The 13,324-nt window shown below is 61.6% G+C and carries 10 protein-coding genes; 6 read left to right on the top strand and 4 right to left on the bottom strand.

Features of this window, described 5'->3' with window-relative positions; all coding sequences use genetic code 11:
- The first annotated feature begins 27 nt into the window (after nt 1-27).
- Both GRI89_RS10455 and GRI89_RS10450 read left to right on the top strand, forming a co-directional pair.
- A complete protein-coding gene (locus tag GRI89_RS10455; RefSeq protein WP_159794901.1) occupies nt 28-1,227 on the top strand; it encodes an LLM class flavin-dependent oxidoreductase in 1,200 nt (399 codons plus the stop codon).
- A 37-nt stretch (nt 1,228-1,264) separates the two neighbouring features.
- A complete protein-coding gene (locus GRI89_RS10450) occupies nt 1,265-2,686 on the top strand; it encodes a spinster family MFS transporter (RefSeq protein WP_159794899.1) in 1,422 nt (473 codons plus the stop codon).
- Nucleotides 2,687-2,701: 15 nt separating this feature from the next.
- Here GRI89_RS10450 and GRI89_RS10445 read toward each other — a convergent pair whose 3' ends face one another.
- Nucleotides 2,702-4,039 carry a FadR/GntR family transcriptional regulator gene (locus GRI89_RS10445; RefSeq protein ID WP_159794897.1) on the bottom strand — a complete coding sequence of 446 codons (1,338 nt, stop codon included), beginning with the start codon at nt 4,037-4,039 and terminating at the stop codon, nt 2,702-2,704.
- Between the two features lie 235 nt (nt 4,040-4,274).
- Here GRI89_RS10445 and GRI89_RS10440 point away from each other — a divergent pair, with 235 nt between their 5' ends.
- Entirely contained in the window at nt 4,275-5,195 is a 921-nt protein-coding gene (locus tag GRI89_RS10440) for a DUF459 domain-containing protein (protein ID WP_159794895.1), read from the top strand.
- Between the two features lie 56 nt (nt 5,196-5,251).
- Here the strand turns inward: GRI89_RS10440 and GRI89_RS10435 are convergent, their stop codons facing one another.
- Both GRI89_RS10435 and GRI89_RS10430 read right to left on the bottom strand, forming a co-directional pair.
- A complete protein-coding gene (locus GRI89_RS10435; RefSeq protein ID WP_159794893.1) occupies nt 5,252-7,405 on the bottom strand; it encodes a TonB-dependent receptor in 2,154 nt (717 codons plus the stop codon).
- A gap of 148 nt (nt 7,406-7,553) precedes the next feature.
- Nucleotides 7,554-8,600 carry a LacI family DNA-binding transcriptional regulator gene (locus GRI89_RS10430; RefSeq protein WP_159794891.1) on the bottom strand — a complete coding sequence of 349 codons (1,047 nt, stop codon included), beginning with the start codon at nt 8,598-8,600 and terminating at the stop codon, nt 7,554-7,556.
- A 154-nt stretch (nt 8,601-8,754) separates the two neighbouring features.
- Between GRI89_RS10430 and GRI89_RS10425 the strand changes: the two genes are divergently transcribed.
- Genes GRI89_RS10425 through GRI89_RS10415 form a run of 3 tightly spaced genes read left to right on the top strand, consistent with a single transcriptional unit; the run spans nt 8,755 to nt 12,507 of the window.
- Complete coding sequence (locus GRI89_RS10425) at nt 8,755-10,149, top strand: neutral/alkaline non-lysosomal ceramidase N-terminal domain-containing protein (protein ID WP_201290909.1); 1,395 nt, start codon at nt 8,755-8,757, stop codon at nt 10,147-10,149.
- Nucleotides 10,146-11,249: an alpha/beta hydrolase gene (locus tag GRI89_RS10420; protein ID WP_235913195.1), complete on the top strand. Its 1,104-nt coding sequence runs from the start codon at nt 10,146-10,148 to the stop codon at nt 11,247-11,249. The genes GRI89_RS10425 and GRI89_RS10420 overlap by 4 nt, the downstream gene beginning before the upstream one ends.
- On the top strand, nt 11,239-12,507 hold the full coding sequence (locus tag GRI89_RS10415) for an MFS transporter (RefSeq protein ID WP_235913193.1): 1,269 nt from the start codon (nt 11,239-11,241) through the stop codon (nt 12,505-12,507). Before GRI89_RS10420 ends, GRI89_RS10415 begins: the two co-directional genes overlap by 11 nt.
- Before the next feature lie 3 nt (nt 12,508-12,510).
- Here the strand turns inward: GRI89_RS10415 and GRI89_RS10410 are convergent, their stop codons facing one another.
- Complete coding sequence (locus tag GRI89_RS10410; protein ID WP_235913191.1) at nt 12,511-13,290, bottom strand: alpha/beta hydrolase; 780 nt, start codon at nt 13,288-13,290, stop codon at nt 12,511-12,513.
- Nucleotides 13,291-13,324: the final 34 nt, after the last annotated feature.

Raw genomic sequence — 13,324 nt, 5'->3', positions numbered from 1 at the left:
TTCGAGTCAATTCGCGGAGGTTAGGCAATGCAGGTTTTCGTATTCGACTGGACGGCCTACGCCGAGAACGTTGACAAGTTCCGCAAGGACGGGAAGCTGACGCGCCTCGGTAAGGAGCACTTCGAACCGCAAGTCGCGATCGATACCTTTCGCAACCATGTTTCGGCATGGGTCGAGCTCGAAAAGCAGGGCTTCGATGGAATCGCCATCAACGAACACCACGGAACGCCTTTCGGCTTGGGCAATTCGCCCAACCTGATGGCTGCGGCGCTCTCGCAGCTGACCGAGAAGATCAAGATCCTCGTTTATGCCAACCTGCTGCCGATCCACGAGCCCCTGCGGCTGGCCGAGGAAATCGCCATGCTCGATTGCATGACCGGCGGCCGACTGATCTGCGGCGTGGGCCGCGGGGCTCCACGCGAATACAAGATTTTCAACGTGCCGATGGATGAATCGCGCGGTCGCTTCAATGAGGGCTTCGAGGTCATGCGCCGCGCGTGGACGCAGGACAGCTTCAGCTTCGACGGCGAGTTCTACAAGTTCAACGACGTCGCCATCTGGCCGCGCCCGGTGCAACAACCGCATCCGCCGGTTTGGATACCGCTGACCGGATCGAAGGAGTCGATCGAATGGGCGGCGGAAAACGATGCCGCGATCACGCCAGGTGTCTTCCCGGGCCCGATGCGTGAGGACACGATCCGCTACTTTGCCAAGTGCCAGGCCAAACACGGTCGCAAGGTCGACCCGAACAAGATTTCCATCATGGTCGATTGCTACGTGGCAGATTCCAAGGACCAGGCGATCGACGAATACGGCGACCACTTGATGTACCTGTTCAATACGCTGCTTCGGTATGACCAGGTCTGGCAGAACGAAGTGAAGAAGACGAAGTACTACTCGTCGACCGCCTTTGAGCACCTGCGCGAAGGAGCCAAGGGAACATTGGCCGAAGATGGCACCGTCTTCAACGAATGGGACATCGACACCGTACGCGGCGCGGCACAGAACATGCCTTTGGGCACGGCCGACGAAATCGTTGAGCGGATTACCGCCGAATGCGACGACGCAGGTGCCAATAACGTGCTGCTGGTGATCAACCGGGGCGACATGCCGCACGGCAAGTACATGAACCAGATCAAGCGCATCGGCGAGGAGGTCCTGCCTCGCCTGCAGGCGCACAACGTCACCGTGGTGCCGCATGCGCAGGGGGAAGTGCTGGCGAAGTAGCGGCCAGCCGGAGCGATCGGGAGAGGGGCAAGCAATAATGGCGACTGTACCTCAAGGCGTCGGGCCAACGCTCGATGCGGATCATCCGCTGCTCCGTCCTGGTTATGGTCGTTGGGTGGTGGTCACCCTGCTGCTGGTCTCAATCATCAATTTTGCCGACCGGGCGGTACTCAATGTGCTTGCTCAGCCGATCAAGGAAGACCTGCATTTGACCGACACGGATCTCGGTCTGCTGCAAGGTTTGGGCTTCGCGATATTCTACTCCGTGTTGGGCATACCGCTTGGAGTACTCGCCGAGCGGACCGTCCGGATAAGGATGCTGGCGACTTGCATCGCCGCATTTTCGATCATGACAGCTGCCTGCGGCCTCGCCACCAATTTCGTCACACTGCTATTGTGCCGTATCGGTGTTGGCGTGGGCGAGGCGGGAACGGCACCAGTCTCGAGTTCTCTTGTTGCAGATCACTTCGACCAGAACCGGCGCGGGTCGGTGCTCGGCATTATTCTGCTTGGAGCGCCGTTCGGTTTTCTCCTTGGCCAATCGGTCGGCAGCCTGGTCGCCAGCGAATGGGGCTGGCGCGCGGCTTTCTATGCCATGTCGGTGCCGGGCTTGCTGATCGCCGCGCTGGTGTTCTTCACATTGCGCGAACCGCCTCGGGGACTTGCCGAAGGGGCGATTGCCGAAGGCACTCAAGAGGCGCCCTCGTTCAGGACCGTCCTCGGATATCTGTGGGCAAAGCCGACCTTCCGGCAGCTCATCACCGGCTTCGTGCTGGCCGGCTTCGCCATGAACGCAATCGCCAATTTTGTATTGCCCTTCTACCTTCGCGGCTTCGATGTGCCACTGGCCACTGTCGGCGTTATGTTCGGCCTAGTCAGCTTTCTTTCCAACGGCACAGGCATGCTGCTGGGCGGATTCTGGTTCGACCGTCTCGCCCGTAGGGACCCGCGCTGGGCCTTGCGCGCGCCGGCAATCTGCCTGTCGCTGTGCGCACCGATCTATGCAGGCGCGTTCCTCGCCCGGGACATCTACCTCTCGATGTCCTTCGTCTTCTTCGGCAACCTGGTGCTTGCCATGCACATGGCGCAGACTTCCGCCACCATGCAAAACATGGTCGGGCCGCGGATGAGGGCGACCACAGCCGCCGTAGTCGCCCTGATCGTTGGTATCCTTGCGGCCGGCCTGGGGCCGACGTTGGCAGGATATCTCAGCGACGTCTTCAGCGAGAATTCCTTCGCAGGAGGTGTCTTCTTCACGCAATGCCCTGGGGGGCGCGGCGTCGATGGGCTGGGCACCAATCTCGACATTGCATGCGTCCGGGCTTCCACCGAGGGACTGCGCTTGGCGCTTCTCAGCGTGCTGCCTGTCTTCGCCTGGGGAGCCGTGCATTACTGGCTTGCTTCGCGCACACTGACCCGGGACATGTATAGGCCCGTCCCGTCATCGGGCCGCTCATGAGAGGAGCAATCTCAATCAGATCGGACGCTGGACCGCCATCGCCAGCATCACCTGTTCGGATCGTACCTTCGCCCATTCAAGGTCGAAGGCACCGTCCGTTTGCGCGTGGTCGAGAAGGAGGCGGACCATGTCGAAGTAATCGGCCTGGAACCTAACCGGTAGGCGCTCGGCGAGCGCTGGGTGGAAGCGTGCCTCGTAGGCCGCGAGACAGCGCGAAAACAGGTCGATCAACGGGCTATCGGCAAGCTGAGAGACGCGCTGCACGAGACGCAGCAAGTCGATGCGTTCCATCGGATCGCTCAAGCTCGCTGTCGCCAGAAGTTCGCCAAGTTCGCGACGCTGCTTCGGAGTTGCGCGATGGACTGCGAGGGCTGGGATATGGCGATTGATCCGAAACAGAAGAGTACCTGCGGCGCGCGGGTCCATCTGTTGTCCGATAAGATAAGCAAGGACCAGGCGGACGCTACCTGTCACGCGGATGTCGCGGACGAGCAGCCCGTTTCCGCGGCCCCGCCGGGATTCGACGAGACCGCTGTCCTGCAATTGCCGGATAGCTTGGCGCAGCGTCGTCCGGCTCACGCTGAACCTGTCGCACAGGTCCCATTCGGAGCCGAGCTTCTGGCCTGCCGTCAAGTTGCTCTGGATTTCAACGGCAAGCTTGCTTGCGACGAGGGTCGCTAGGGTACGGTATTGGTTCCTCGGCGAGGTCTCTTGCTTGAGCGGCGGAACCCTTGCGGGCAATTGATTGAGCAGTTCGCCTAGACGTAAGTGGAACGCAGTTACATCTCTCGCAAGGCGTTCGGACGGGCTCACTTCAAGCACGCGTCTAAGACCGTCGCCTTCGACGGTGTGGCCTGGTGAAAGTTTCTCAAGCAATTCAATCGTCAGTTCGTCCAGGCAACGCGCAAACAGGCTGATGACCGGCCCCCCCTCCCGGGAATATTCGCTGCCGCCCGATTTGATTTCGGCGAAAATCTCTGCCGCAGTGGAGTCCACAAGGACACGCGCATCCATCAATTGGTGGGGCGCCGTGCCGGCAAGTCGCAGGTAACAAGCGAGCTCGGACGCTACGACGCCGGCGCTGGGGGTGGCAACGATGAAGCCGCCACAGGGGCCCGGTCGCAAACGCCCCAGCCCTCGGCGCTCCAACAATCCCACCGCTTCGCGTACTGATGCGCGTCCAGCATGGTATCGTTCCGAGAGATCGCGCAGGGATCCTACGACTCCCCCTCGGCAAAGACGCCTTCTGACGATGTCGTCCTCGATCCGACGTGCGAGGATTTCTGGCAGGCCGAGCCTCTCTGTCTCCTCTCGCGCGGAGTCTCGATAGATCTGTTCGACCTTGGCATTCATATTTCGCGGCCTTTGTCGGATGATCGGCCAGCCGGCGCAAAGTCCGCTGTTCCCATCAATGCATTCCGTCGGCACTTTTGCCACCCTAATCTCGGCTTTGCGCATCCTGACCGAATTCGGAGACCGGAGTCGAAAGGCGGTGTCTGCGCCGGGTCTTCTGTACATGTAATCGATTGCACCTTCGGCGGCACTCGGTCAAACTCGCGCATCGAAACATAACATTTCGGGAGAGCGCATGACTGCTGTGCGAACCAGCCTAACCGTCGTCTTTTTGGGTCTTGTCGGGATTGCGGCGACAGCCAACGGACAGGCTACGTCGTCCACCGTGCAGGGTAGGGAATACGCCGCTGTCAACGGGACGAAGATCCGATGTCCCGTGCACGCCCCCCGACCGGCGGACCAGCTTGCACGGCAGTTCGATACCAATCCGCAGGATCTAGATGCGCTTTCCGCGCGCGCGCGCGACTTCTTCAACTCCGACAGCGAAATCGGGGCCCAGTTCCGTGCACAGCAAGCGAAACAGTTCGCAGAGGATTGGCCTTTCCTGTGCCGTTACCGCGACGCCAATGCTGAGTTAATCGAACGAGGGGCGCACCCGGCTGCAGTCTTTATGGGCGATTCAATCACCGAGGGATGGATCGAGGCAGACCCCGACTTCTTCGAGCGCAACGATTATGTCGACAGGGGCATAAGCGGTCAGAGCAGCAGCCAGATGGTGGCGCGTTTCGAGCAGGACGTCGTCGCGCTGAGGCCCAAGGCTGTGCACATCATGGCCGGCACGAACGACATAGGCGGAGCGACCGGGCCGATTACCGAGGACGAATTTGTCGCAAACATTCGCGCCATGCTCGACATGGCGAAGTCCAATGGCATCGCAGTTGTGCTGGCTGGAATTCCTCCGATGTCCCGCCTCTTGCCGAGGCCGGAATTCGACACGCGGCCCGTCGTTCCCCAGCTCAATGCCCGGATGGAAAAGCTTGCTCACGACTATGGGGCACAATGGGTCGACTATTACGCGCCTCTTGCCGCCCCCGATGGCTCGTTCGATCCAGCCTATGCCAATGACGGAGTCCATCCCACTCGCGCCGGCTATGCGGTGATGGAGTCGCTAGCGCAGGACGCTCTTTCAGCGGCGCTGAAACGGTCGCAGAATTGACGAAGCGGCCACCTGCATGATCCAGGCGGCCGCTTCCCAGATTGGCTCGACGTCCTTTACCGCGAGTTGATGCGGAAGCGGAAACCGAGTGTACGTGGCGTCGGTCCTGAGCCGGATAGCGGCCCGTTCGTGCCGAGGAAGGTCGGCCCGCGTTCGTCCGTCAGGTTGTTGCCGACGAATGCCAGTTCCCAGTTGGCATGGCGAATGCCCATCGTCAGGGCGAGCAGGTTGTACGGCTGGGCAGTCAGTCCGTTGGCCTGCAGACGATCGCCGCTGTGGCTGAAGGACAGGTTGCCGAAACCATCGAAATCGTTGGCGATTTCGCGGTTGTAATTGATATCGGCACGGTAGTTGTTTGCGAGCGTGTTGAGCAGCCGGTCCCCGGGCTTGAGCAGCGGCTGGGCAGCAGCAATCACGGGATTTACGGAATCGTACTGACTATCGTTCACGTTGCCCACGAACCCGAGATTGAGTCCCTCGATCGGTGTGTCCCAGCGCACTTCGAGGTCGATGCCCTGTGTGGTCGCGTCTCCGAAGTTTGCGAATCCGTTCACGCCCTGGATGCCGCCCGTGACCGAAGTCTGCAGGTTGGTGTACTTGAGACTGTACAGATTCAGGCCGACGTTCAGGGTACGGGCCGGGTTGCGCCACTTGAGTCCGAACTCGTAGTTGCGCGAGGATTCCGGTTCGAGCGCCACCATTGCCGGGACGCCGGCCAGCTCGAGCGACTGGACCTGGACGCGCGACTGGACGATGCCGGGGCGGAAGCCGGTGGCCGCCGAGATGAACATCGTCAGGTCGTCGTTGGGAATGTACGAAAGGTTGGCGCGCCAGGTCTCTTTGTTCGCCTTGGTCGGCACGGTGCCGCCCGTATCTTCGAACGAACGCTTGTCGTGATAGGTTCTGAGGCCGACCAGCGGCACTAGCTTCCCGTCGAGCAGGTCGTAGCTGATTTCGCCGAACAGGGCCCAGTTCTTGGTCAGCGTGTTGTTGTCCGCGTTGATGTCGACGCCGAACGGCGGAATCTGCAGCGCGTTCACCTGCGGTCCCTTCCCGTTCTGGTAGGCTCCGCCTACGACCCAGTGCAGCGGACCGTCGGTCGAAGAGTTGATGCGCAGTTCCTGCGCGAACATCTTGGGCAGGAACTGGCTCGAGAAGAAGCCTGCCGGCGAGATCGGAATATTGATCCCGAAGACGCCTTCGAGGTTGCTCGTCGCGCTGGTGACGGTGAAGGCGTCGAAGTCAACGGTCCCCGTCAGGCTCCAGAGCGTGAAGCTGCCGTTGGAGTAACCTTCCTGCCCGGCCGTGTTTTGGTAGTAGGGCGGATCGACCGATGCAGTGAAGCCGGTGAAGCCTTGGCGCGGCCGGAAGTGCCAGTACTGCGCGCGAATATTGACGTTGTCGAATGGCCGTAACAGGGCGACGACCCTGATATCGTCATTCTTGGCCTTGTTGACGCCCTTCTCGTCGGGGGTGCCATCGTAGGGGCCGAAATAGGCGTCAGCCCATCCCGCGTCCTGTGAAAAACCCCCACTGACCCGAACTGCAAAGCGATCCTGCACGATCGGGACCGAGAGCGCGCCGGCCATTCCGTAGTTCAACTTGTCGGCGCCGACAGTCTTGGACCCTTCGACCTCGAACGAGTATTCGAAGTTGTTTAGATCCGGGTCGCGGGTGTGGAAGATGAACACGCCGCCCGATGAGCCCTGCCCGTAGAGAGTGCCCTGCGGTCCGCGGAGGACCTCGACGCGCTCCATGTCGATGAACCGCACTGGCGGGGCGATACCGAAATTGGTGACGATGAACGGTGTGTCGTCAAGGTAATACCCGATCGGAGAGTCGCCGTTCTGGGTTACGTTGCCGCGCAAGTTGTAGAATCGCGAACCGTTCGATTGGCGGAAGCCCTCGAAAGCACCCGGGACGCTCGAGACGAGGTCCCCGATCGTGGTTATGTTGCGTTCCTTCAGCTCGTCGCCGCTGAATACCTGGATTGCCAGCGGCACATCCTGGATGTCCTGCGCCCCGGTCTTGGAAGCGGTGACAAGGATTTCGTTGCCTCCGGCTGTGGTTGTCGCCGCCTTCTTAGCGTCGTCACTCGCTTCCGAGCCGTCGCCATCGTTCGCCTGCTGCTGTTCCTGCGCATTTACAGCGCTCGCAGCTAGGCTTGCAGCAAGTGCGGCCACTGCCGCGGTGCCCCGCAAATACCTCATGTCCACTCTCCCGTTTCAAACGATTGCCCTTGCGGGTCCATTGTTGAGTGTCCCTTAAATTTCGCAGGAACTCACCTCTGTCAATGCAATTTAGACAATCGATTGCACTGCAATGTCGATGAGAGGTAAATCGGCGCGACAAATTCTCTCAATCGGAGAGTGTCGAACCTCGTGCGGCCAACGTCGGTTCAAGTTGGACCGAATCCACCGCTTCCCCTGCGATCTTGCGGAAAAGCAGGTCGACCAAAGCATCCGCACCTGCTTCCAGGTCCTGCTTGATCGAACTCAAAGGTGGAAGGACTCGGCGGGCAATGTCGAGGTCGTCGAAGCCGATGACTTTCACCTCGCCCGGTACGCTGCGCCCTCGTTCGATGAGCGCCTGGATGGCCATCATGCCAATCGAGTCCGAGGTCGCGAAGATGCCATCGAGATTCTCGGCCAAGTCGAGAAATCCCGAGATCTCTTCCACTGCTCGCTCGGGGACGAAATGCACGGGCAGCGTGGCGCCGACCGCACCATCGCTTGCTTCGCGCAGCGCGTCGCGAAATCCCGAGAGGCGCTGCTCGACTTCGGGCACCGAGGCATCGCCGAAGAAGGCCAGCCTGCGACATCCCAGCGAGAGAAGGTGCTCCGTGGCGATCCGCCCACCGAGCCGGTTGTCGCTGCCGACCGAGCAATAGAGCTGTCCCGGTAGCTCCGCGCCCCACACGACCATCGGCCTGTAATATCGCGCGACGCTGTTGATCACGTCCGACTGGTTCGACTGCCCGATTATGATCATCCCGTCGACACGACCGGAATCGACCTGGCGCGACAGCCATTCCGGGTCATGCGGTACGACACGGCTGAGCAGCAGGTCGTATCCGCGGTCGGCCAGGCGATCGGCAATATGCGCCAGCAGGGTCATGAAGAACGGGTCGGAGATGTGCTGGGTTTTCTCGTGACCGAGCGGGACGATCACCCCGATGGTGCCGGTCCTGCCCGTGCGCAGGTTCCGGGCCATGGTACTGGGGCGGAAGCCAAGCTCGTCGGCCAGTTTGCGAATGCGTTCGCGCGTCGCCGGCGCAATCTTGCCAGTACCGGCGAGCGAGCGCGATACTGTGGCCGCCGACACCCCGGCGATTTGCGCCAGCTCCTGGATATTCTGCGGCCTGCCCGAGGAATTCTCGTCGCCCGATCCCTTCTTTTTCGCCAACGTCTCGCCCTGTCCCAATGAAGCTTTGGCCTTACGGAAACCACACCTCCGGCGCGGTCAAGGGTAATCGCCACCGAGCCGGATTGCATGTCATGTTGCTTGACCGGTAACATGGCCCTAAGCTCGATCGCAATCGATTGCAGAATCGCAAGGGTTGGGAGAGAAAATGGCTGTTATCCATCCATCCAGCTTCGGAAGGCGCTCGCTCGCGCTGATCGTCGTCCTGATGGTCGCGTTTCTCTCCATTCCTGCGAACGCGACCGAAGAGACGGGGGGATTGCAGGCAGGCGCGGCCAAAGTCGACATAACCCCCGCACCGGACAGTCTTCCTCCTCAGTCGCACGGCGTGCTCGACCCGCTCTACGCCCGCGCCATAGTTGTCGACAACGGGCACGGCCGTGCCGCCCTCGTGACGGTCGACGCCGGGGCCATCCCGACCGCGTTGTGGAAGAGGCTTAGCGAACGGGCCGCGAATGAACTCGGCATAGCGCCCGATCATTTCATGCTCACGGCAACGCATACCCACAGCGCGCCGTTTGTGCGCAACGACGGATACGAAGCGCAGATCTTCGAGGCTGTGCGCGCGGCGGTCAAAAGGCTGCAACCCGCGCGCATGGCCTTCGGGACCGGAAAGTCCTGGATCAACGTAAACCGAAACATTGTCGATCCCAAGACCCATCGCTGGTGGGAAGGGCCGAACTACGACGGCGCTTCTGACAAGACGGTCGGCGTGATGCGATTCGAGGCATTGAGTGGAGATCCAATCGGGGTCTACTACAACTATGCCGTACATCCGGTGATCACCGGCAATCTTGACATGGTCAGCGCCGACATTCCTGGAGCTGCATCGAACTACCTCGAGGCATCGCTCGGCGGCGACGCTGTGGCGGTCTGGTCGAGCGGTGCCTCTGGCGACCAGAATCCGATTTTTTTCAACCAGACCTACGACCTGCGCGAAATCCGCATTCGCGACTACGCTGCGCGGGGCGAAGACATTTCCAATTCCATGCCGCCGGGTGGCGAAGGGCTGGACCGTGGCAATCCGCGTGTCCAGCTGCTTCTCGACCAGCAGAAGCAAGTGAACAGTGCGCTTGGCCTGATGCTGGCGGAAGAAGTGCTGCACGTGATGCGAGACAACCTGCAACGCCCGCAGCAGCAAGTTGCCATCGGCGGCGCCATCAAGTCCGTGTCCTGTCCCGGCCGCAAGCGTCTCGATCAGGGGCGTGCGGGCTATGCCGGAAGCTATGAAGACGCCGATCCGGTCCCTCTCAAGCTCAGCATGCTAAAGATCGGGGACGTGGTGATCGGCGGAGTGGACGCGGAGATCTTCACCCTTATCGCACAGCGCTTCAAGCGCGAGTCGCCCTATGCAAACACGATGATGGTGACGTTGACAGGCGGCATGGCGCCTTCCGGCTATATCCCCAACGATGCTGCCTACGGCCAGTATACATTCGAAGTCCTGTCGTCGCGCCTCAAGCCGGGATGCGCGGAGGATTCGATCGTCAACGGCCTGCTCGACCTCGAGCAGGAGATCGCGGGAAAATGACTTCGGTAAGGCGTCCTGTTGCGATCATGTGCGGTCTGGCAGCCGGGGCCTGCCTGCTTGTCGCGCCCGCTGCCGCGCAGGACCCGGTCGACGACCGAATTTCCAAAGACGGCGCGGTGCAGCTCGACGGCGTGACCATCCCGCTTTCTCCGCTCATGAGCGAGGAAGCGCGCGAGTACATGCGGCACGTAATCGTCGACAAGCCGTTCGGCGCTGCGCTCCCGGACATCCGCGAGGAGCGCAAGCGGCAGGACGGTATCATGTTCGACTTCCTCGCGCCGATGCGCGAGCGTTACGCCGTCGATGTGGCCGAAGAGACGATCGGCGGAATCGTGACCGACGTGGTCACGCCGGCCGGCGGAATCGCGCCCGAGAATGCCGACCGGGTCCTGATCAACCTCCACGGCGGCGGCTTTGTCACAGGTGGGCGCTCGGCATCGCTGGTCGAATCCGTCCCGCTGGCGGCGCTGATGAAAATCAAGGTGATCTCGATCGATTACCGCATGGCGCCGGAATACCAGTTCCCGGCGGCGAGCGAGGATGTCGAGAAGGTCTATCGCGAGGTTCTCAAGCACTACGATGCCAGCAGGATCGGGCTCTTTGGCTGTTCTGCCGGTGGTTTCCTCGCCGCGCAGTCGATCGCATGGTTCGAAGCCCATGACCTGCCCAACCCAGCCGCGGTCGGCGTGTTCTGCGCGTCGCTTGGGGGATATTTCGGCGGCGACATGTCGGCCATCGCCGGGCCGCTCAACGGTATGCTACCGCCGCTGGTGCGCAAGCCAGGTGGTGGGGGACCGCCCCGTTCCTCCGCTCCAGGCTATCTCGATGCGGCCCGGCGGGACGATCCGCTAGCTTATCCGGTCGCCTCGATCGAGGTGATGAAGCGCTTCCCGCCCACGCTGTTCATCAGTGGAACACGCTCGTTCGAGATGTCGATGGCGCTCGATTCGCACAACAAGCTGGCCGCCGGCGGTGTGGATTCGCAGTTCCACGCCTGGGACAGCATGAACCACGCGTTCTTCTACAATTCCGAACTACCCGAATCCCGCGAGGCCTATGCGATCATGGTCGATTTCTTCGAGAAGCACCTTGCAGACTAATTCCGAAAACACTCCGGATGGCGGCTCGCTCGTGCTGAAGGCGCTCGTCTTTGCCATGTTCGCGATGTTCGCGATGACGACTGATTCCGTCGGCACCGTGATTCCCGAGGTCATTCGCGAATTCGATCTTGGGCTCACTGCCGGCGGCTCGTTTCAGTACGCGACGATGTCCGGCATTGCGATTTCCGCCATTGCGCTCGGTTTCCTAGCCGACCGGCTGGGCCGTAAGGTGACGATCCTGATCGGGCTCATCATGTTCGGCCTGAGTTCCGCCGCCTTCGCCGCCGGCCACGACTTCCTATTCTTCGTATTGCTGCTGTTCGTCTCGGGCCTGGGCATCGGCATTTTCAAGTCGGGCGCCTTGGCGCTGATCGGCGATCTCTCGCGCTCCACACGCGAACATGCCCGGACAATGAACCTGATAGAGGGCTTCTTCGGCGTTGGCGCGATCATCGGTCCGGCAATCGTCGCATATCTGGTGCAGGTCGGAGCAAGCTGGAAGGGCGTCTACCTGATCGCGGCGCTGCTGTGCGGCGCACTGATACTCGCCGCTGCGATGGCGAAGTTCCCCCGTCCGATCATCCACCGTTCCGAGCCGACCCGGCCGACCGAGGCAGTGCGGCTGGCGGGCGATCCGACGGCGCTGTTCTTTGGCTCGGCCTTGATGCTCTACGTAGCCGCAGAAGCCGCGATTTACGTCTGGGCGCCAACCTACCTTGCCGCCTACGAAGGCTCTTGGACTGCACTCGCCGCCTACGCGGTTTCGATCTTCTTCGTGTTGCGCGCGGCCGGCCGGTTTCTCGGCGTCTGGCTCCCGGCGCGGTTCGATTGGACGAAAGTCCTGTTGGCCTGCAGTGCGGCGATGGCAGCGCTTTTCTGGGTCGCGGTCGTCGGCGGGCGCGAGGTTGCGATTTTCGCGTTGCCAGCGACCGGCCTTTTCATGTCGGTGCTCTATCCGACGATCAATTCGACCGGGATCAGCTGTTTCGACAAGGGCCGTCACGGTTCGATCGCGGGCCTGTTACTGTTTTTTACCTGCATCAGCGCCGTCTTCGCGCCGCTCGCAATGGGCGCGCTGGGCGATGCCCTTGGCGACAGCAAGTACGCAATCGTGCTCGGCGCGGTGTTCGCGACAATGCTGGTCGCGCAATGCACCTGGAATGTCTTGCGACAGCCCTTCGCTGCGCGCCTCATCGAGCGCAACGAGGATGACTACCGGCTCAACAAGGCGGAGGCGGCCACCGCCGCGGCGGCATGAGGGTCAGGCGTCGGCGGACTTTCCGAATGCGCGTCGCAGGGCATCCATCTTCGCGGCGGTGAACCTGCGTGAGACCCCGGCATCGGGTACGATCCGGTCGAAGGCATGGAACGCGCGTGGCAAAACCAGCAACTCGGTGGGAACGGCTGCGTCGTTCAGGCGCTCGGCGTATTCAATGTCTTCCTCGACGAAGAGATCGGCTCCGCCCACGCCGATCCAGGCTGGCGGCAGTCCCGCAAGATTGTCTACTCGTGCTGGCACCGCCGCTGCCGGAATTTCAAGCGTACCCGGCTCGCCGCCGGTGAAAGCTCGCCAGCCGAAGCGATTCGCATCGCGCGTCCAAAGCACCGCCCCGATCCATGGCGGCAGCTGCCGAGTGCTGCCGGTCCTGTCGTCGAGCATGGGATAGACCAGACATTGGAAGAGCACCGGCACCTCGCCTCGGTCGCGCGCGGTTATCGCCAACAATGCCGCATGTGTGCCTCCGGCACTTTCGCCCAACAGTGCGATTCGAGTTGCATCGAGGCCGAGTTCGTTCGCTGAACTGTGCATCCACTTGAGAGCGGCATAGTTGTCCTCGATCGAGCCGGTGTAACGGGTTTCCGGAGCGAGACGGTATTCGACCGTCACCAGCACGCAGTCGAGATCGCGGGCGAGGTTTTGCAGGTAACGCAGCTCGCTTTTCGCCGAACCGAGAATGTGCCCGCCGCCGTGGGTATGGAGGATCCCGGGCCGCGCGCCGCCTTTTGCAGCGTTGACGACGTAGACGGTTACATCAGGCATCCCGTTCGTTCCGACGACGGTTCGTTGCGAGACC

Source organism: Croceibacterium salegens, from assembly GCF_009827435.1.
GTDB lineage: Bacteria > Pseudomonadota > Alphaproteobacteria > Sphingomonadales > Sphingomonadaceae > Croceibacterium_B > Croceibacterium_B salegens.
This window is presented reverse-complemented; position numbering and strand designations above follow the sequence as displayed.